The organism is Vibrio genomosp. F6 (genome assembly GCF_005146325.1).
Lineage (GTDB): Bacteria > Pseudomonadota > Gammaproteobacteria > Enterobacterales > Vibrionaceae > Vibrio > Vibrio cortegadensis.
In genome coordinates, this window is record NZ_SYUT01000010.1 from 256,579 (window position 1) to 277,624 (window position 21,046).

Here is a 21,046-nt window from a genome sequence, read left to right on the forward strand (position 1 = left end):
AAGCTAAAAGCTAAAAGCTTAGAAGTTTGCAGAGCGTGGAGTACGTGGGAACGGAATAACGTCACGTACGTTACCCATACCTGTTACGTAAGAAACTAGACGCTCAAAACCAAGGCCGAAACCTGAGTGAGGTACAGTACCGTAGCGACGTAGATCGCGGTACCAGCTCATGTGTTCAGGATCGATGCCCATTTCAACCATACGAGCATCAAGAATGTCTAAACGCTCTTCACGTTGAGAGCCACCGATGATCTCACCAATACCTGGTGCAAGTACATCCATTGCAGCAACTGTTTTGCCATCGTCATTTTGACGCATGTAGAATGCTTTAATGTCTTTCGGGTAGTTCTTAACGATAACTGGCGCTTTGAAGTGCTCTTCAGCTAGGTAGCGTTCATGTTCAGAAGACATATCAATGCCCCACTCAACATCAAACTCAAACTTACGACCAGAATCTTTTAGGATTTGGATTGCGTCAGTGTAATCTACTTGTGCGAAATCAGAGCTTACAAACTGCTCTAGACGAGTGATCGCTTGCTTGTCGATGCGAGAAGCAAAGAACTCAAGATCATCACGACGCTCAGCAAGAACCGCTTCGAATACATACTTAAGCATGTCTTCTGCAAGTTTTGCTACATCATCAAGATCAGCAAAAGCCACTTCAGGTTCAACCATCCAGAATTCAGCAAGGTGGCGGCTTGTGTGAGAATTTTCAGCACGGAAAGTAGGGCCGAATGTGTAAACTTTGCTTAGTGCACAAGCGTAAGTTTCAGCATTCAGTTGGCCAGATACTGTCAGGAATGTCTCTTTACCAAAGAAATCTTTGTCGTAATCAACATTGCCTTTGTCATCAAGTGGCAGGTTCGCGTGGTCTAGCGTAGAAACGCGGAACATCTCACCAGCACCTTCTGCATCAGAAGCTGTAATTAGTGGAGCAGACATCCAGAAGTAGCCTTGCTCGTGGTAAAAACGGTGAATCGCTTGAGATAGACAGTTACGAACACGCGCTACAGCACCGATCACGTTAGTACGTGGACGAAGGTGTGCAACTTCACGTAGGTACTCAATAGAGTGGCGAGTTTTAGCCATTGGGTAAGTGTCAGCATCTTCAACCCAACCTACAACTTTTACTTCAGTTGCTGCGAGTTCGAAATCTTGACCTTTTGCCGGAGACTCAACAATCTTACCTGTTACTTCAACAGAGCAGCCAGTGGTTAGCTTTAATACTTCGTCTTCGTAATTATTAAGATTATTTGGGACCACGGCCTGAATCGGGTCGAAACAAGAGCCGTCATAAATGGCGAGGAAAGAGATTCCAGCTTTGGAATCACGACGTGAGCGGATCCAGCCTTGAACAGTTACTTCACTGTCTACTGCTAGTTTTCCACCAAGTACGTCTGCTACAGGCGCGTTAGTCATGTTAGTTACATTCTCCATTGAGGTAAAAACTCAACCCAATGTTAAAGCTATCTATTTAAATACATTGATTTGTATAAAAAATAGACGAAACATTAGGTTGTAGATTACTTTTTTAATTCAATGGAACATATTACCTGTCAAATCTGTCTCTTCAACCTTTATTGTTATTTGAGCGATGAATTATTTGAAGAAAGCGTGAATTGGTTGAGCAATAGCTCAAGTCTATCCGAAAGTTGCTCCAAACTAACGCTAATATCCCGAGTTTGAGTTGCCGATTGAGACGTCTCATCTGCGTGTCTGGTAATTATTTCTACTTTCGACTGAACATCATGATTAAGTTGAGTCGTTGTTTGAGTTTGTTGCTGAATATTCGTCGCATGCTGAAGCACTTGTTGCATCTCATCGACCACGTTAGTCATAGCAAGTGACAGTTCTTCAATATCAGAAGAGCGTTTATGTGCATGATCACAAACATCATCAACCGACTGTAAAGACTCTTCGCTTCCTTTTTTGAACTCTGCAATGATCGTTTTAATATTTCCCGTCGCTTCGGAGGTTCTTGATGCAAGTTGTCTGACTTCATCGGCCACTACCGCAAACCCGCGTCCTTGCTCTCCTGCTCGGGCGGCTTCAATGGCGGCATTTAGAGCCAATAGGTTGGTTTGTTCGGCAATGCCATTAATCACTTCGAGAATGGATGATACTTGAGTCGTTCGCTGGTTTAGTTCTGAAATCTTGCTTTTTACATTCTCAATATCACCGACAAGATTTTTAATCTCTTCACTTGCCGAATGCGCTTGATCTGCACTCGCTTGAGCGACTGATGTGGTATGAGTAATAAGAGTGGATGCATCAATCGTCGCTTGCTCTACATTGATCTGTTGATCTTGCATTGTGTGGATATTGCTTTGTACTTCAGCGGTTTCATCTTGCTGATTATTTGCCGCTCTATCTGTGACTTGAGCCACACCAGTCAGTTTAGTCGCAGAGTCGGAAAGGGTGTGAGAAGTCTCTTGGACCTTCATTAAACTCTCAGAAACCGTATCCATGAATGAATTGATAGACTGAGCCAGAGAACCAACCTCATCATTTTGTTTGCTAGGAATGCGTTGAGATAGATCTTTATTCTGACTCACGATGGTCATGAAACGGGATGTTTTCTGAATAGGACTCACAACTATTTTTCGGATTAATCCCATAGTGATTATGAATCCGATAAACGCGATGCCCGCCATAATAGCAACAGCTATCATGGTTCGTTTGCTTATTAACGTATTGACGCTGCTGAGGTTGTACTCAAGCCTAATCGCTCCTAACACTTCACCTTCTGGAGCCATATGACAGGCGACACAATTAGTGCCTCTATAGTTTTCACTTGATTTCATTGGTAAGGCAACAACTAAGCCTTTTCCCCAACTGGCGTTAAAAGGTTCAATAACCATTTCACCTGCGAGCGCTCTACGATCAATATCATCAACAGGCTGTTGGTTACTTTGCGCCAGCCCATAAAGTTTGCTGACATGCTCGGCTCTAAGTACTCGAACTTCTTCAATACCATCTTGAGCAAGTGCCTTTTGGCGTAATGTCTCTTTTTGAGCCATTGTGCCTGTCAGCATCATCATATTAAGGCTATCGAAATAGTTACTCGCCTTATCGTGCAGTTGTTGACTTAATACCGAATTGATCAATTCTCTTTGTTGGAAATATTGATAAGAAGTCGAAACAGCAAGGACACAAGTAAATACAGTCACTAAAGTAATCAGTATTTTAGAGGTGATGGTCGAGAATATTGGATTAGAGAGCATTAGGTTCTTTAATTATTGATATGAATAGACTATGTAAATATAAGGTTAAGCGTAGGTAACACCAAAGAGGTATTGTGAGTAATGTGACCACACACAAATTGCGGTTAATGTAAATGTGATGTAGCTAACTTGTGATGTAAATTTGACGTGCAGATGTCATTTGTCTGGCGCAATATTGTGTTAAGAATGGTATTAAGAGCTCTGTTAAGTGCTACGTCTATAGCGACGTGAAGTGTTTCGTGAAGCTGGTTGTGAATTCAAAAGCTTGTCTATGGGCGTTGTTTTAAGTAGCATTGCGCGTCTTTTAAAATCCTGAGAATCGAAATGAAAACTGAACTGTACAAAGACTTCATGTTTGAAGCTGCGCATCACTTACCACATGTTCCAGAAGGTCATAAATGTGGACGCTTACATGGGCACTCTTTCATGGTTCGCTTATATGTTGAAGGTGAAGTCGATCCCCATACTGGCTGGATCATTGACTTCTCAGAAATTAAAGCTGCATTCAAACCGATTTATGATCGCTTAGACCATTACTACTTAAATGATATCGAAGGATTGGAGAATCCAACAAGCGAAGTTCTGTCTAAGTGGATTTGGCAGCAGTTAAAGCCAGCACTTCCATTATTAAGCAAGGTTGAGATAAAAGAGACTTGCACGGCGGGTTGTACTTATATCGGTTAACCTGCGCTAATTAGCTAATGTACGAGATATACAACGGCGCAGAAAATGTGACACAAACAGTAGGGCAGTTGAATAACGATTTGTAGTCTAGCTCGCTGTTGTTCATAAATTTAAGATAATAAAAAAGGCGACATAGTCGCCTTTTTTGTTTTTAAATACTTTAGTTCTTAAATACTGTGGTTCTTAACTACTTTAGTTTTAAACACTTTTACTTTTAAAAACTAATGAATATTAGCTATTAGTATTTGAGTATTAACAGATAACTTTGATTGCCAAGCCACCTTGAGAAGTCTCACGGTATTTAGCATTCATGTCTTTACCTGTTTCCAGCATCGTTTCGATAACTTTATCAAGGGAAACACGTGGTGCAGAAGCACGACGTAGAGCCATACGAGAAGAGTTAATCGCTTTTACTGCCGCAATACCGTTACGTTCGATACAAGGAACTTGTACTTGGCCTGCTACTGGGTCACAGGTTAAACCAAGGTTATGTTCCATACCGATCTCTGCTGCCATACAAACTTGTTCAGCACTGCCACCCATTAGCTCAGCAAGACCTGCCGCAGCCATTGAACATGCAACGCCAACCTCACCCTGACAACCAACTTCAGCGCCAGAGATAGAAGCGTTTTGCTTGTAAAGACCACCGATAGCACCAGAAGCGGCGAAGTAACGAATGTAATCTTTTTCAGTGACGGTTTGGATAAACTTATCGTAGTACGCAAGAACAGCAGGGATGATGCCACAAGCACCATTTGTAGGAGCCGTAACAACGCGACCACCTGCTGCATTTTCTTCATTTACCGCAAACGCATACATGTTCACCCAATCGATAACTGTCATCGGATCGGTATTGGTTTTTTCTGAAGTTAATAGCTGTTGGCGTAATGCCGCTGCACGACGAGGTACACGTAGAGGCCCTGGAAGTAGACCTTCAGTATTCATACCACGTTCCATACATTCACGCATGGTTTTCCAGATGTTAGCGAAGTAGGTACGTACTTCTTCATCTGCGTAAAGGGCATGTTCGTTAGCCATTACCAACGTACTAATAGATAAACTGTGCTCTTGGCATAGGTTTACCAACTCTTCAGCTGTGTTGTATGCGTAAGGTACTTTAATAGCAGACTTTTGATCTTTACCAAAGTTCTCTTCGTCAACGATGAAACCGCCGCCAATAGAGTAATAAGTTTTAGAGTATGCTTTTTCGTCGTCGATCCATGCGTGAATCTGCATGCCGTTCTCATGTAAATCGAGATTGGTAGTGTGGAAGTTCATCCCACTATCTTTAGGGAACGAAACGGTGTGGCAGTGCATGCCAACAGGTAAGCGTTCTGTCTCTTCAACGCGAGCAATAAATCCTGGAATGGAGTCGATATCTACTTTCTCTGGGCTATTACCAGCAAGACCCATGATGATAGCGACATCTGTGTGGTGACCTTTCCCTGTCAGTGATAATGATCCATAAACGTCCACGGTAATTTTAGTGATGTCGCGCAATTTTCCCATTGAGCGTAGGTCATCAATAAATTCTTTACCCGCTTTCATTGGTCCAACAGTATGTGAGCTCGAAGGACCAACACCAATTTTATAGATATCAAAAACACTAATCATAGTGATTACCTCTAAAGAAGCCTCCGGGGAAGGAGGCTTTTTATTATCATTATTATTTAATTCACCTGAAACGACTTATGTGTAATAAGTGGCTGCAGATTATAGAGCGCCGTAGATTACAGAAGTAATAGCTGCGATACCACAAACTGCTGTAAAAATTTGTACAGGAGCTGAAGTTTTAAGCTTAGCCATTGCTGGTACTTTGCGCATTGCATATACAGGCATTAGGAACAGGATTGCAGCGATCATCGGTGCACCCATTGTTTCAATCATACCTAGAATGCTTGGGTTGATGATAGCAACAGCCCAAGTAGTAACAACGATAAAGATTAGAGATACTTTCTCGATTGATTTAACTGGAGCTTTAGAGCGAGACTTACCAAGACCTACTAGACCTTCGTGAGCACCAAGGAAGTGACCGAAGTAGCTAGAAGTAATAGCAGCGAAAGCAACGAATGGACCAAGAACCGAGATTAGTGGAGATTCGTGAACGTTAGCTAGGTAAGAAAGAACACTGATGTTTTGCTCTTTTGCTGTCGCTAGTTGCTCTGGAGATAGAGAAAGTACTACAGAGAATACGAAGAACATAACGAAGCCCATAAGCATCATTGCAGCACCGCCAGTGATCATGTCTGTTTTGTTAGACGCGTCATCACCGTAAGTTTTGCGTTGTTCTTTAGCGAACTGGCTGATAATTGGGCTGTGGTTGAAAGAGAAAACAATGATTGGAATTGCAAGCCATACAACAGAAGGCATAGTTGACCATTCTGGAGAAACAGACAACATTGAAGTGTTCCAATCAGGGATTAGGTAGAAAGATAGTGCTAGAAGAACGGCAACTAATGGGTAAACCATAAGAGACGTTGCTTTAAGCATTAGTTCTTTACCAAATACTACACCAGCAGTCATTGCAGCGATAAGGCAACCAGAAAGTAACCAGCGAGGAATTGATTCCATGCCAACTTGGTTAACTAGGAAAGAATCTACAGTGTTAGTGATACCAACGCCGTAAATTAGAACGATAGGGTAAATAGCGAAAAAGTAGGCAAAAGTAATAAGGTTCGCGCCAGTTTTACCGAAATGTTCTTCAACAGTATCTGTGATATCAGCGTTAGGATTTTTAGCTGATAAAACAAAACGTGCCAAACCTTTGTGTGCAAACCAAGTCATTGGTGCAGCAATTAGAGCTAGGATAACTAATGGCCAAAAACCACCAGCGCCCGCTTTAATTGGAAGGAAAAGAACACCAGCACCAACAGCAGTACCGAATAATGATAGAGCCCAAGTGAAATCTTTATAAGTCCACTTAGTACTTGTTTTAGCGGCCGTAGCCGAAGAAGTTGTTGTATTCATGTTAAATTTGCTCATTTTTTGGGAACAGGAAATAAGTCGAGGCGTATTTTGCAGAATTTTCTTCTGCAAAAAATAGATCTAAATCATGTAATGAATGAGCTTATTGAATGTTTTATCAAAAATGCATTTTGGATCACGAAAATGCCGTGCTACAGGTGAGGTTTATTAATGGTTGTCATTAGTTTTAATAATGCTTGGTCAATAGTTGCTCGCCTGAATTTGTCGCAACCGTTTGCTATATTTAAAGCTAAATCAGAGATTGCTTTTGACCAACACGTTAAATTAACAATTAATAAACTAGTGCGTAATTTGTTGCTGTAAAGATTGGATGATTTGAGCCGTCATACCCCATATAAAATGCTGCTCATATGGAATAGCAAAAACTCGGTGAGGCTCATTTCGAATTGTAAATAAATGGCTAAATAGTTTAGATGTATCGAGTAAATGAGATGCCGGAACCTCAAATAGTGACTCGACTTCGTTAGGATCAATGTTAGCGGTATAACTTGAGTGAATGAAAGCGAGCACTGGTGTCACAGAAAATTGGCTTACGGTCGTAATTTCGGGCAATTGACCTAAGATCTCAATATGCTCTGCTGGAATACCAATCTCTTCACTGGTTTCTCTAACGGCAGTATCGAGAAGAGAGTCATCATATTGTTCGTGTTTACCGCCAGGAAAGCTGATTTGGCCGGGGTGGTGTTTTAAATGCCGAGCGCGCTTGGTTAACACGATATTCAGTTGATTCTCTCGTTCAACAAAGCCTATTAGTACAGCGGCTTTTCTCAGTGTACGGGTATTAAGGTGTTCGACACGCTTGGTTGAGTCAGCATCATAGTCGACCAGTTGATGAAACTGAAAGTACTGAATCAAGGTCTTTTTATTCATTGGTTCACCACTTGAAGATTTGTTTTTGAATTGGATTGAAAAAAATGGTTCTATGAATCATGCTTTTAATTGATATTAACAAGAGTAGTTCAAATTATGAAAGGAATCATATTTACCGAATTTCTTGAATTAGTAGAGGATAAGTTCGGTCTTGATACATTGGATCAAGTACTGCAACGCTCTGCCGATGAAGGCGTGTATACCTCTGTTGGAAGTTATAACCACAAAGATTTAGTGACGCTTATTATCAACCTAAGTAAAATTACAGGCGTATCGGCTGAGGAGTTACAACGCGTTTTTGGCCAATCGGTATTCACAGATCTGTTGAACACACTCCCGCCAGAGGCCAGTTTGCTTCAATGCAATACCACTTTTCAGTTCATCCATCATGTTGAAGACTATATACACGTTGAAGTAAAAAAACTGTATCCGGATGCTCAACCCCCTCAATTCAATTTTATCAGTGAGACAAGTTCTGAGATGGTCATGGATTACCGCAGCGCTCGTTGTATGTCCCATGTCTGCCTCGGTTTAATCGAAGGTTGTGCTGCTCATTTTTCGGAGACGATTATCAGCCAAATGGAACCGTTAGACCCGTCGCAAAGCGTTGTTCGGTTTCACTTACGTATTGATGAGTAGAGAACATGCCAGAAAATTCTCCAATAGAGCGTAAGCTTAAGCGTGAAATAGCATCACGAAAAGAGGCGGAAAAGCTTTTAGAAAATAAAAGCTTAGAACTTTATGAGTTGAATGAAAAATTAGAGATAGCATTAAAAAGATTAGAAGCCACATCTGAATCTAATATCAAAAAGTTAGAGTTTGAAGAGCAGATAGATGCCTTGTTGATCAGTTTTAGTCGGGTTTTTATCTCTAGTGATTTGGATGCCGTAGTTTTAGCTAACTTTTTACAGCGATTAACTAACAACGCGGTGATTGAATCAAGCTACCTGTCTTTGACCAATAACGCTATGAGCGGCTTAAGCGCTTTGGAGTACGGCGATAAATCGATTCGAGAAGTGACTCAAGAAGTCATCGCCCAAGATGTTCCTCGTCCTCAGTGGATCGATAGGCAGTTATGTATTCCACTGGTCATTGAACACAACATCGTTGGCGTGATTGGTTTTGCGGTGAATGCAGAAATCAGCGATCGTGATTTCGTCGAAAAACAACTCGTGCTTGCTGGGGATTTGCTCTGTAGTGCGATTAGTCGCTCGATGATCATGAATCGTCATATTGAATCTAGACAACGCGCAGAAGAATCGGAACGTTCTACGCGTGATTTTGTAGCAATGATCAATCATGAACTGAGAACGCCACTCAATGGTTTACTCGGTAGTGCTGAATTACTGAGAGACACTCAACTCGATCAAATACAAACCGACTATATTGATAACCTTAGTCAATCTGGTGAGTTGCTTCGGGCGATTATCAATGACTTGCTTGATTTCAGTAAAATTGACGCAGGCATGATGGAGTTAATTCCTAAGAAGTTTCACTGGCAGCAATTGGAATCGACATTACAAGGTATCTTTAAACCCAAAGCAGCCGAGAAAAGAATTGTACTCAATATTGGCAGTGAAGGAAGAATGCCAACATGCTTCATCGGTGACTTAGAAAGGATCACGCAAGTTCTTGTGAATTTGGTCGGTAACGCTATTAAGTTTACTCATCAAGGTGAAGTCAAACTCCTCGCGGTATGGAGTGACGACCGCATTAATATTGAAGTAAAAGACTCAGGCATTGGTATTGCTCTTCAGCAACAAGAGAAGTTATTTGAACCCTTTACTCAAGCTGATCGATCAAGCAGCCGTCACTATGAAGGAACGGGCCTTGGGTTGGCTATTTGTAAACGGCTGGTTGATTTGATGGGAGGAGACATCTCCTTTACCAGTGAAATAAAGCAGGGCACACGCTTTCAACTATCTCTTCCTTTAACGGTCGCTCAGGAAGAGGTAATTGATACGCGAAACCCAGTTAAAGAATGGTGTGAGAAAGAGTTAAGTCAGCTAAACGTTTTGGTTGTGGACGATATTCGTATCAATCAGGTCATCATCAATCAAATGTTGAAGAAAATGGGCATTAAACCAACTGCCTGCATGAATGGAGTTGAAGCATTAAAAACGGTCGCTTGCCAGTCGTTCGATGTCATTTTTATGGATTGTCGAATGCCAGAAATGGACGGCTTTGAAGCAACAAAAAGGCTGCGTGAATTGGGTTACAATCTACCAATCTTAGCCTTGACCGCAGGCACTACACTGGAAGAGCGTGAAGAGTGTATTCAGTGTGGGATGGATGACATCCTGACCAAGCCTTATACCGCTGACGATCTTAAAGCCATGTTAGAGAAGTGGGGCTAACTTAAATTGCCCCACCTTCGGAATTTGCTCTTTGAGCTTTACTGGTCGGCATTGAGTTCAGTTAAAATCGGCAGAATTCGACATAGTTTGTCTAACGTTTCTTGATATTCGGAATCGCACTGGCTGTCCGCAACCACGCCACCTCCCGCCCATGCGTAAATCATATTCTCTTCAGCGACCAAAGTTCGAATAGTAATACTGGTGTCCATTCTTCCATGGCGGCTGATATAGCCAATGCTGCCGCAATACACTGAGCGTCTATGAGGTTCGAGTTCTTCAATGATTTGCATGGCTCGAATTTTTGGTGCGCCAGTAATCGAACCTCCAGGGAAGCAAGCTCGTAATAGGTCAGCCGCTTGGTATTGATCATCCAAATCTGCGCGAATGGTGCTTACTAAATGGTGGACCGCCGGAAAGCTTTCAATATCAAATAACTTAGGTACATGCACCGTGCCGGGTTTGGCTACGCGACCAATGTCATTACGCAACAAGTCCACAATCATAAGGTTTTCTGCTTGGTCTTTTTCCGCATGGGCAAGATCATTCGCGTATTCACGATCAAGCTTTTCATCCTTAGAGCGAGGGCGAGTTCCCTTAATTGGTTTCGTTTCTATTTTCGTTTGGTTTAATTCTAAAAATCGCTCTGGAGATACGCTGATAATCGCTGCTTCATCGGTGCGAATAAAGGCAGAAAACGGTGCTAAGTTAAACGCTTCTAAACTCTGATAAGCATTCCATTCAGAGCCTAGATAAGGGGCACAGAAACGTTGGGCTAAATTGATTTGGTAGCAATCACCCGCGAGCAAGTAATTTTGAACGTGATGGAATTTTTCACTGTAAGTCGCTTTGGTCATATTTGACTGCCACGGTGCAGTTAATTTGAACGGAGATCGGTCAGAGGAGTCAGGTGCCTGTTGGTTCAACCACTGCCAATGTTGCTCGACATTCAGTCCAATAACGTAAGCTTTGCTCTCTTTGTGATCGACGATAACCGCCCATTCATACAGACCTACAGCCATATCCGCACAATCAATATCCTGTACTGCTATGCTATCGACACTTTCGACTCGTCTGCCCAAGTCGTAACTAAAGTAACCCAGCGCACCACCCACAAATGGCACATCAAGCTCACAGCTTTGTGAAGGCAACAAAAGGTTTTGATAGTGGCTAAGGAGTGAAAATGGGTCATCCGTCGATTGAATGGTTTCGTTTGAAGAATAGCCTTGGTCTAATCGCTGAATCTCAGTGATCTCACCTTTGGTTTTCAGTGTCGCAATCGGCTGGGCGACTAAGATGTCAAACCGACTATCAATATGCTCAGTTGAGGCAGAACGTAGCAGCATTGCCCAAGGTTGAGCCTCAATGAGAGAAAACAACTGCTTAGCAAGATCGGGCTGATAGGTAATCGTCTTTATTTGGATTTGGTGCGTTTCGTTATTCATTTGTTTAATTTGTGACAAAGAGTTCAATCACTGCATGGCTTGTGAAGGAAAGCAAGAGTATCATAAAATCATATCAAAGGTGCTACTTCGTTGATTCCTCATACATAAGTCAACTGTATCTATCTGTTCAGATGTATTGACAATAAATAGCTCAACATAATGAGAATTTAACAAGTGGTATTATTAGGAAGCAGAACTATTAAAAGAGGCATGCAATGACGGTTATTCGCAAGCAAGATGTGATCAGCAGTGTCGCTGACGCACTTCAATATATTTCTTATTACCACCCTCTAGACTTTGTCCAAGCACTAGAAAAAGCCTATGAGAAAGAAGAGAGCCAAGCAGCAAAGGATGCGATTGCTCAAATCTTGATTAATTCCCGTATGTCAGCAGAAGGGCACCGCCCAATTTGCCAAGATACAGGTATTGTGACTTGTTTCGTCAATATCGGCATGGACGTAACATGGGAAACCACCGATCTTACTGTCCAACAAATGGTTGATGAAGGTGTTCGTCAAGCATACCTCAATCCAGATAACCCATTGAGAGCCTCTGTCTTAATGGATCCTGCGGGCAAGCGTATCAACACCAAAGACAATACTCCGGCGGTTGTTCATATCAATATGGTGCCGGGTGACAAAGTAGAAATTCAAATCGCGGCAAAAGGCGGCGGTAGCGAAAACAAAACCAAAATGGTGATGCTAAACCCATCGGATGACATTGCTGAGTGGGTGGAAAAAACCTTACCTACAATGGGAGCGGGTTGGTGTCCACCGGGCATGTTAGGCATAGGTATTGGCGGTACGGCTGAAAAAGCAGCAGTATTGGCAAAAGAATCTCTGATGGAACATATCGATATTCAAGAACTCATTGAACGTGGTCCTCAAAATGCAGAAGAAGAGTTGCGATTAGATATCTTCGACCGAGTCAATAAACTGGGGATTGGTGCTCAAGGTTTAGGCGGTTTAACCACCGTAGTCGATGTTAAGATCAAAACTGCCCCGACTCACGCGGCTTCAAAACCTGTGTGTCTCATTCCGAACTGTGCCGCCACTCGTCACGTTCATTTCACTCTAGATGGTTCTGGCCCTGCCGAGTTAACGCCACCAAAACTTGAAGAGTGGCCAGATATCACTTGGGAAGCAGGCGCAAATACTCGACGTGTAAATCTTGATGAAGTAACAAAAGAGGACGTACAAGAGTGGAAAACGGGTGAAACCGTGCTCTTGTCAGGCAAAATCTTAACGGGTCGAGATGCTGCTCATAAGCGCATTCAAGGCATGCTAGAAAGTGGAGAAGGTTTACCTGAAGGTGTCGACTTCAAAGGTAAGTTTATCTACTACGTAGGTCCTGTAGATGCTGTCGGTGATGAAGCTGTGGGTCCTGCTGGTCCTACAACGTCAACTCGAATGGATAAGTTTACCGATATGATGCTCAACGAAACGGGTATCATGGGCATGATAGGCAAAGCAGAACGCGGGCCTGCAACCGTTGAGTCGATTAAAGATCATAAAGCGGTCTATTTGATGGCAGTCGGCGGTGCGGCTTATCTGGTTGCTAAAGCGATTAAGAAAGCGCGTGTGGTTGCTTTTGAAGATTTGGGTATGGAAGCGATTTACGAATTTGAAGTTGAAGATATGCCTGTGACCGTAGCCGTTGATTCAACGGGCGCGAATGCACACCAAATTGGCCCAGATACATGGAAAGTTAAAATCGCTGAAGCCAACGCATAACGTTTTAATTAGGAGTCGGTTTGATGTCTGAGTCTGGCTCCTAATTCGTTTTCCTCAAGGGCTATTGCTTTTTCAGCCTTTATTCACAACAAAAGTCAGGAGCTTTTATGACTCGTTTTATTCAATTCGTTCAGCTAGCGGTACTGATCATTATCAGTGCGTTTGTTGGATATGATTTGATTCTTCATGGTATTTCAATATTCAACGATAAATACATTACTATTGCTCTGGTATTGGCTGGGCTGCTTGAGATTGCACTTTTTGTGATTTATAAATTGATCGAAGAAGACTAGCGGATTTTTGCTGTAAACTGGTAGAAACGACTATAAAGCCTCTGATTTTTTCGGAGGCTTTTTCGTTCATCTAGCATTAATGTTTGATATTGCATACTCTTAGCGAATAATTACTGGAGTATGTTGAATGAAAAGATTAACCCAAGAGATGAATGATTTGATCCATCGCGGAATGGACTCCCATTTACGCATAGCGGTAACTGGCTTGTCTAGAGCGGGTAAAACGGCATTTATCACTTCAATGGTTAATCAGCTATTGCACACTTCTACGCACCAAAATCTGCCACTACTGTCTGCTGCTCGCGATGGGCGTTTAATTGGTGCTAAGCGTGTACCACAAACCAATATGATGATCCCCCGTTTTGCTTATGATGACGCGATGGAATCACTACATGCAACGCCTCCTGCATGGCCATCACCAACCCGAGATGTCAGTGAAATCCGCTTAGCGTTGAAATATGCACCGGAGAAACGCAGTAAGAAATTGCTGGGTAAATCCGCGACGTTACATTTAGATATTGTCGATTATCCGGGTGAATGGCTACTGGATTTACCTTTGCTCGATATGAACTTTGAAGAGTGGAGCCAAACGCAATATGAGGCTTTGAAAGGTCGTCGTAAAGATTTAGCCCAGAATTGGCTCACACAGCTTGAAGTATTTTCAGCACAAGATGAAGCCAACGAAAAACAGCTTGCAGAAATATCAGAGAGTTACACCTCTTATTTGCATGCTTGTAAAGATATCGGTTTGCATTGGGTTCAACCTGGGCGGTTTGTTCTTCCTGGAGAATTAGAAGGTGCGCCAGTGCTGCAATTTTTTCCGTTGCAACTTAGCGAAGAAGAGCAGGGTAAGGTTAGCAAAACAAGCCAATATGCGATGCTTAAAGCGCGTTATGAAGAGTATCAACAGAAAGTCGTGAAAGCATTTTATAAACATCACTTTTCAACATTTGATCGTCAAATCGTTTTGGTGGATTGCTTACAACCACTAAATGCAGGGGCCGATTCATTTCATGATATGCGCCATGCGTTAGAGCAGTTAATGAAAAGCTTCCGATACGGGCGCAGTAACATACTTAAGCGCCTCTTTTCGCCAAGGATTGATAAAATATTGTTTGCCGCTACCAAGGCCGATCACGTCACACCAGAACAGCACCCTAATTTAGTGTCGTTGTTACAACAGATGGTACACCCAGCGTGGCAGAATGCAGCGTTTGAACATATTGATATGAGCTGTATGAGCATTGCATCGGTGCAAGCGACCTCGACAGGTTTTATCTCATCAGGCCAAACCAACGTTCCAGCTTTACAAGGAACCACGGTAGACGGCGTTCCAATGACCATGTTCCCGGGTGATGTACCTAAAAAATTACCTAATAGCGCATTTTGGGACACGAATGGTTTTGAATTTACCAGCTTTAGACCAATGGAATCGAGTTCTGATGAACCCTGTAAGCATCTAAGGCTGGATAAAGCTTTAGAGTATTTGATTGGAGATAAATTGAAATGATCGAGTTAAAAACGAAGCAAGTCTTTGATCAATCGTTGGGTTCAGTAGAAAAAGAGCAAGAGTCAGCGGGCTCATCCTCTTCCCCAGAACTGAACGCTCAGTTGCAATTTGAATCAGCGGAAACCTTCATCCCAACAACGGTTGAGGATAATGAAAACGAGTCGCTAATAGAAAGCGAAGATCAATTAGAGCGTGTTATAAGACCAAGTAAAACACGCAGTTGGATTGCAACAACATTAGTTTCGGCATTTTCAGGGCTTGTCGCTTGGCAGGCCATTGATACGGTCATCGTCGCGATTCAAACCGCCGATTGGTTGGCATTAGGTTGGGCGTCATTCATTGCGGGTATTGCCTCTTTGGGTTTAGGAGCCATCGGCAAAGAGCTATGGAGGCTACGTAAACTTAAAGCTCATTTCAGTGTTCAAGAACAGAGCGAAATTTTACTGGCCAGTGATAGTGTCGGCAAAGGTAAAAGCTTTTGTCAGTCGTTAGCGAAAGAGGGAGGTATTGCAACGGAGAGCCCAGCTTACGACAAATGGATTAATAGCATTAATCCAGCGCACAGTGATGCTGAAGTACTCGACATGTACGATGCCATGGTAGTGGCTCAACAAGATAAGCAGGCGACCAAATTAGTGTCTCAGCTCTCAGGTGAGGCGGCGTTATTGGTGGCGATCAGCCCACTGGCGGTTGCTGATATGCTGCTTGTGGCGTGGCGAAACTTTAAGATGATCGACAAATTAGCGGATATCTATGGTGTTGAGCTAGGTTATTGGTCGCGAGTGAAACTGTTCAAATTGGTTCTGATCAATATGGCGGCAGCGGGCGCGAGTGAGTTGGCCGTTGATGCAAGTATGGATCTGCTGTCTATGGATTTAGCGGGAAAAGTTTCGGCACGCGCGGGTCAAGGTATCGGTGTCGGAATCTTGACTGCAAGGCTAGGGATCAAAGCAATGTCACTGCTTCGACCAATCCCATGGAAAAAAGATCGAGCTGTACGTTTATCAACCATCCGCAAGCAAATCGTGAATAAGGTGCAAACTGTTGGTATAAAATAAGAGAAAAAGCCGCCTCTGTTATGAAAACAGGGGCTTGATGGCTTGACGACACACAGAGCTTAATTCACACTACTGTCAACATTTCCTGACACCTCTACTTAGGATTACTCTGTGCGTTTAGAAGTTTCTTGTGAAGATCGACTTGGTTTAACCCGTGAGCTACTTGATATTTTAGCGACGAAAAGCATTGATTTACGAGGAATCGAAATTGATGTGACGGGAATCATCTACCTAAATTGCCCAGACATTGATTTTGATACTTTTAGTGAATTGATGACAGAAATACGCAGAATTACAGGCGTAAAAGATGTCAAAAAGATTCAATTCATGCCAAGTGAACGACATAACACTGAGCTGATCGCCTTATTGGCAAACTTACCCGATCCTGTTTTAGCGATTGATCTGAAAGGGTCCGTCGATATGGCAAACCATGCGGCATTGAAGCTGTTCGCAAAAACAGAAACGGAAATGCTTGGCGAATTTGTCTCAACTCTCATCCCAAGCTTCAACTTCTCTCGTTGGATTGAAGGTAATATTGCAAGACAGCGCCAAACAATCGTTCTAGGTGGCCTGGATTACAATCTCGAAATCATGCCTGTTTATCTCAGCAGTGATTCAAATGAGTCAATGCTAGCCAGTGCGGTAATGACGATTCGCTCTGGGTTGCAGAGTCAAACGATCAATGAAACCTTACCTGAACAGAATAACTTAGGCTTCGAGCATTTCGTTGGAATTTCAAACCGTCACAAAGCCTTGATGAGTCAATCGAAAAAACTGGCGATGCTTGATCAACCTCTGCTGATCGAAGGCGAAACCGGTACCGGAAAAGAGATGCTTGCCAAAGCGTGCCATAACCGCTCCAACCGTTCTTCATGCCCATTCTTGGTATTGAGCTGCGCTTCTATGCCTGATGATGTTGCTGAAACGGAACTGTTTGGGCATGCGCCGGGCTCGTTTAATCATGAACAAGGCCATAAAGGCATCTTTGAACAGGCGAATGGCGGCACCGTATTCCTCGATGAAATTGGGGAAATGAGCCCACATTTGCAAATCAAGTTACTGCGTTTCTTGCAAGATGGTACATTCCGCCGTGTCGGTGAAGAGCTTGAGGTGCATGTGGATGTCCGCATCATCGCTTCTACAAGGCATAAATTGGCCGATTTAGCCGAAGCGGGCACTTTCCGTGAAGATCTATTCTATCGCTTGAATGTGCTTACATTATCGATTCCTGCACTGCGTGAACGATCGAATGATATTGCGCCTTTACTGGAACTTTTTGCCGCAAAATACGCACAGCAGTTAGGAATGGTTAAACCCGACATTGCCCATGAGCTGATTGAGCAGCTTGCTAATTATCAATGGCCTGGAAACATGCGCCAACTCGATAACATGGCTCTTCGAGCACTCACAGAGATGTCTGGGGATACATTAAGCATTGAGCACTTTAACCTTCCTCAAATGGACCCTGTAAGTTCCAATGTAGCGTCACTGAATATTGATGGTTCGCTTGATGACATTATGAAAGATTACGAATCACAAATTTTAGAGCGCCTGTATCAATCTTTCCCATCAAGTCGTAAGTTAGCGAAGCGTTTGAATGTATCGCATACGTCAATTGCCAATAAACTACGTGATTATGGCATTAGGAAGAGCTAATGGATGATCTCAGCTCTACGTTTCAGTTGCATAAAAATGATGGTGAGATTCTTTTAAGAACCGCTCTGCCGACCGATGCGACTTTAATCAGCAATTATTTTATTAAAAATCGAGAGCATCTTCGTGGCTGGGAACCCAAGCGAGAAGCGGCATTTTTTACTGTTCAAGGCTGGGCTCAAAAACTCATTAAGTTGCATGAACTGCATAAAATGGGCTTAGGTTATTACTGCTTAATTACCGATGCCAAAACGGAAGAGATGTTAGGGACGATCTCCTTTAGTAACCTGTCTCGATTTCCGTTTCACGCATGCAATGTCGGTTACTCTCTCGATGCGAATGCTCAAGGTCGTGGGATCATGAGAAAGTCTCTAAAAATGGCTTGTGACTATATGTTCGATGTTCAAAACATGCATCGCATAATGGCAGGTTACATGCCACGCAATCAACGCAGTGAAGCGGTTTTACAACAACTGGGATTCACACGCGAAGGGTTTGCAAAAGATTATTTGTTAATTAATGACAAGTGGGAAGACCATAACCTGATGTCATTAATTAACCCTAATTGGCGCTCTGAATAATTGTTATCGCACGCCAGTATTGAACCAATTTAAAGGCCTATCTATTGGATATGGCACATAGCACATTACTTAAAGATGCTATGAATATGGCACTATAACGCCGAATAAATGAGGAATTTTGATGTCTTACACAACTTTGGATGAATACCAAAGAAAATGGATTTTTACTCATCAATCAATGCCTGTTCCTGAAGAGGATTTAGCGTTGATCAAGCCTATGACTCAATCTAGAGCAGCGCAGTTCTGGAAAGAGAATATTAGCCCACAGAGTCCCGATGCGGAAAGGTTCAGCTCACAAGACTGGCCAAGTAAAGACTCAAACTGGTCTGATAAAGTAGATTGGATGGTTGCATGGGAATCCGATGAGGCAGATTTACCAGAAGGCGTTGAAGCTCATATTGATTGGCAAGATGATGTGACCGTGTACTTCTGCTATGAAAAATACAATATCTTGGAAACCAAGTGGTCAATATTCAAGAAGCATTGGAAAAACTTTTTATTCTATGATGATGGCCCAATTCTCCTCGGTCGCCGAAGAAATGAAGCCTTGTGGTTCGATTCTAAAGGTAAAGTAAGATTAGGTGAACGTACGTAATTTTATGATTCAAATGACCAACAGTTGAATGATATTAATAAGCCGAGCCCATTGTGGTTCGGTTTTTTTTGGATTCATTTTTAAGCGTTAACTCTCCCTTAACTCTCCCTTAACCCCCCAATTGGTAATCTTATCCCCATCGAATCTGGAACAAACAACAAATTGGAATACTGCTCAACGCTCTAACCAAGAGATCGTCGGCGGTCGTGAGGTTTTCTTAAATTTCAATGTAAAAGATAAGAGTGATCAAAACTGCGATCAAAGTTGAAGATTTTCTCGTTTGACTGCAAATAGAATTATCATAGGTTGCCAATATGTTTCCCGTGAGTTGCTTTTGTGTAACTTGCTGTTTTTACTGAGAACATCGACGAGTTGCAACGTCACATACTGAATAAATAATGTTACCGAAACTTATATTATTTGATCTCACGCTAAACATCTTTCATATGGACTGCAACATAATAGAGATATTGGATGTCATGAGCCTCCCGTAATTGTGAGTGAGCTTGGCATCTGAATCTATTAATCTCAGGAAGAGCAGCCGTATTATGCGCCAATACACCAAGTATATAATCCCACTTTTAATTCCTTTTATTATTCTAGTGTTACCGCTTTCCGCTTTCCCTTTTGAGGGAATGACGATCATACAGCAACGAGTCATTGCAATATTTTTGCTTGCGGCTTTATGTTGGGTATTCGAACCAATCCCTATTTACGCCACGTCGGTGGTGATTATTGTGCTTGAGCTTTTGATGCTATCGAACAAAGGCATTTTCTTTTTCAGATTAGAAGAAGGGCAGCCCCATTTCGGTGAATTGCTAAAGTACAACGAAATAATGGCAACCTTTGCCAGCCCCATCATCATGCTTTTCTTAGGTGGTTTCTTCTTGGCGATGGCGGCAACCAAATATCGTTTAGATGTGAATTTAGCAAGAGTACTATTGCGCCCGTTTGGCCACGACCCTAAATTTGTTATGCTTGGATTGATGCTGATCACAGGCATTTTCTCAATGTTTATGTCGAATACTGCTACGACGGCAATGATGCTCTCAATTTTAACACCAGTCATCGCGCTGTTCGGGCCAAAAGATCCAGGAAGAATTGCGTTTGCTCTCTGTATTCCTGTTGCTGCTAATATTGGTGGTATCGGAACGCCGATCGGAACACCTCCAAATGCGATTGCCCTGAAATATCTAGTCGGCGATAACCTAATCACGTTCGGAGAGTGGATGGTGTTTGGGGTTCCATTCGTGGTGATTATGATGACTCTTGCATGGTTTCTGATTTGCCACTTGTTTAAAGCAGAGCAACAAAGTATTGAACTAAACATTAAGGGCAAGTTCCTTAAAACACCGAAAGCAATTTTGGTTTATATCACTTTCGCGACCACCATCATTCTCTGGTTAATGGGCTCGGCTCACGGAATGAACTCTTACACCGTAGCGCTTATCCCCGTCGCGATATTCTCGCTTACTGGCATTATCAATAAAGAAGATCTGAAGAAGATATCTTGGGATGTGTTGTGGCTCGTTTCTGGTGGTATTGCTCTTGGGTTAGCATTAGATCAAACAGGGCTCGCGAGGTTGATTGTGAATAGCATACCTTTCGATGAATACTCACCTTATGTTGTGCTATTTGGTGCGGCATTCCTCTGTTTAGCGATGGCGAATTTCATGTCGCACACCGCAACGGCCAACTTATTGATGCCGATAATGGCTGCTTTAGGCTCTTCAATGGCCTCTTTAACGCCACTTGGTGGTGAGATTACATTGATTCTTGTTGTGACCTTTGCTGCTTCACTTGGCATGTCGTTGCCAATTAGTACACCACCGAATGCGTTGGCACATGCTACGGGTCATGTACAGAGTAATCACATGGCAAAAATTGGTGTAATTCTTGGTGTAACAGGGGTTCTTCTGAGCTTCATCATGGTTTGGATTCTTCATGCTGTTGGTCATATTGGTTAATGTATCTCCTTACGTCTAAGTGCGTTTATACCAAAGCACGTTTGTACCAAAGCGCGTTTATGCCAAAGTGGGCTTATGCCTAAGAGTGTCTGAC

At 42.6% G+C, this 21,046-nt stretch carries 17 protein-coding genes; 11 read left to right on the top strand and 6 right to left on the bottom strand.

The window, feature by feature from the left end:
- Nucleotides 1–18: 18 nt before the first annotated feature.
- Both asnS and FCV43_RS01720 read right to left on the bottom strand, forming a co-directional pair.
- Entirely contained in the window at nucleotides 19–1,419 is a 1,401-nt protein-coding gene (gene asnS / locus FCV43_RS01715; protein WP_136993831.1) for an asparagine--tRNA ligase, read from the bottom strand.
- A gap of 164 nt (nucleotides 1,420–1,583) precedes the next feature.
- Nucleotides 1,584–3,209 (bottom strand): methyl-accepting chemotaxis protein, encoded by a 1,626-nt coding sequence (locus tag FCV43_RS01720; protein ID WP_136993882.1) that lies wholly within the window; start codon nucleotides 3,207–3,209, stop codon nucleotides 1,584–1,586.
- A gap of 339 nt (nucleotides 3,210–3,548) precedes the next feature.
- Here FCV43_RS01720 and queD point away from each other — a divergent pair, with 339 nt between their 5' ends.
- Entirely contained in the window at nucleotides 3,549–3,908 is a 360-nt protein-coding gene (gene queD, locus FCV43_RS01725; RefSeq protein ID WP_170961582.1) for a 6-carboxytetrahydropterin synthase QueD, read from the top strand.
- 252 nt (nucleotides 3,909–4,160) lie between these two features.
- Here queD and FCV43_RS01730 read toward each other — a convergent pair whose 3' ends face one another.
- The 3 genes from FCV43_RS01730 to FCV43_RS01740 all read right to left on the bottom strand — a co-directional run bounded on the left by FCV43_RS01730 (nucleotide 4,161) and on the right by FCV43_RS01740 (nucleotide 7,763).
- Complete coding sequence (locus tag FCV43_RS01730) at nucleotides 4,161–5,522, bottom strand: L-serine ammonia-lyase (protein WP_017053936.1); 1,362 nt, start codon at nucleotides 5,520–5,522, stop codon at nucleotides 4,161–4,163.
- Between the two features lie 99 nt (nucleotides 5,523–5,621).
- Complete coding sequence (locus tag FCV43_RS01735) at nucleotides 5,622–6,875, bottom strand: aromatic amino acid transport family protein (protein WP_017053935.1); 1,254 nt, start codon at nucleotides 6,873–6,875, stop codon at nucleotides 5,622–5,624.
- A 297-nt stretch (nucleotides 6,876–7,172) separates the two neighbouring features.
- Nucleotides 7,173–7,763, bottom strand: a complete 591-nt coding sequence (locus FCV43_RS01740; protein ID WP_017053934.1) for a CoA pyrophosphatase — start codon at nucleotides 7,761–7,763, stop codon at nucleotides 7,173–7,175.
- A gap of 96 nt (nucleotides 7,764–7,859) precedes the next feature.
- Here FCV43_RS01740 and FCV43_RS01745 point away from each other — a divergent pair, with 96 nt between their 5' ends.
- Together FCV43_RS01745 and FCV43_RS01750 are read left to right on the top strand one after the other, a co-directional pair.
- Nucleotides 7,860–8,402, top strand: a complete 543-nt coding sequence (locus tag FCV43_RS01745) for a heme NO-binding domain-containing protein (RefSeq protein ID WP_017053933.1) — start codon at nucleotides 7,860–7,862, stop codon at nucleotides 8,400–8,402.
- A 5-nt stretch (nucleotides 8,403–8,407) separates the two neighbouring features.
- Entirely contained in the window at nucleotides 8,408–10,120 is a 1,713-nt protein-coding gene (locus FCV43_RS01750) for an ATP-binding protein (RefSeq protein WP_017053932.1), read from the top strand.
- A gap of 38 nt (nucleotides 10,121–10,158) precedes the next feature.
- On the opposite strand, the gene pabB is transcribed toward FCV43_RS01750, so the two are convergent.
- Nucleotides 10,159–11,562, bottom strand: a complete 1,404-nt coding sequence (pabB, locus tag FCV43_RS01755) for an aminodeoxychorismate synthase component I (protein ID WP_136993833.1) — start codon at nucleotides 11,560–11,562, stop codon at nucleotides 10,159–10,161.
- Nucleotides 11,563–11,777: 215 nt separating this feature from the next.
- Here pabB and FCV43_RS01760 point away from each other — a divergent pair, with 215 nt between their 5' ends.
- The 8 genes from FCV43_RS01760 to FCV43_RS01795 all read left to right on the top strand — a co-directional run bounded on the left by FCV43_RS01760 (nucleotide 11,778) and on the right by FCV43_RS01795 (nucleotide 20,952).
- Nucleotides 11,778–13,295: a fumarate hydratase gene (locus tag FCV43_RS01760; RefSeq protein ID WP_017053930.1), complete on the top strand. Its 1,518-nt coding sequence runs from the start codon at nucleotides 11,778–11,780 to the stop codon at nucleotides 13,293–13,295.
- A 107-nt stretch (nucleotides 13,296–13,402) separates the two neighbouring features.
- Nucleotides 13,403–13,588: a hypothetical protein gene (locus FCV43_RS01765; protein WP_017053929.1), complete on the top strand. Its 186-nt coding sequence runs from the start codon at nucleotides 13,403–13,405 to the stop codon at nucleotides 13,586–13,588.
- Between the two features lie 127 nt (nucleotides 13,589–13,715).
- Complete coding sequence (locus FCV43_RS01770) at nucleotides 13,716–15,098, top strand: YcjX family protein (protein WP_136993834.1); 1,383 nt, start codon at nucleotides 13,716–13,718, stop codon at nucleotides 15,096–15,098.
- Complete coding sequence (locus FCV43_RS01775; protein ID WP_136993835.1) at nucleotides 15,095–16,156, top strand: YcjF family protein; 1,062 nt, start codon at nucleotides 15,095–15,097, stop codon at nucleotides 16,154–16,156. Before FCV43_RS01770 ends, FCV43_RS01775 begins: the two co-directional genes overlap by 4 nt.
- A gap of 111 nt (nucleotides 16,157–16,267) precedes the next feature.
- Nucleotides 16,268–17,812, top strand: coding sequence for a transcriptional regulator TyrR (gene tyrR, locus FCV43_RS01780; protein ID WP_017054269.1), 1,545 nt, complete (start codon nucleotides 16,268–16,270; stop codon nucleotides 17,810–17,812).
- Nucleotides 17,812–18,390, top strand: coding sequence for a GNAT family N-acetyltransferase (locus tag FCV43_RS01785; protein ID WP_136993836.1), 579 nt, complete (start codon nucleotides 17,812–17,814; stop codon nucleotides 18,388–18,390). The genes tyrR and FCV43_RS01785 overlap by 1 nt, the downstream gene beginning before the upstream one ends.
- A gap of 121 nt (nucleotides 18,391–18,511) precedes the next feature.
- Complete coding sequence (locus tag FCV43_RS01790; protein ID WP_017054267.1) at nucleotides 18,512–18,985, top strand: DUF2947 domain-containing protein; 474 nt, start codon at nucleotides 18,512–18,514, stop codon at nucleotides 18,983–18,985.
- A 548-nt stretch (nucleotides 18,986–19,533) separates the two neighbouring features.
- Nucleotides 19,534–20,952 carry an SLC13 family permease gene (locus FCV43_RS01795; protein WP_017054266.1) on the top strand — a complete coding sequence of 473 codons (1,419 nt, stop codon included), beginning with the start codon at nucleotides 19,534–19,536 and terminating at the stop codon, nucleotides 20,950–20,952.
- Nucleotides 20,953–21,046 lie beyond the last annotated feature (94 nt).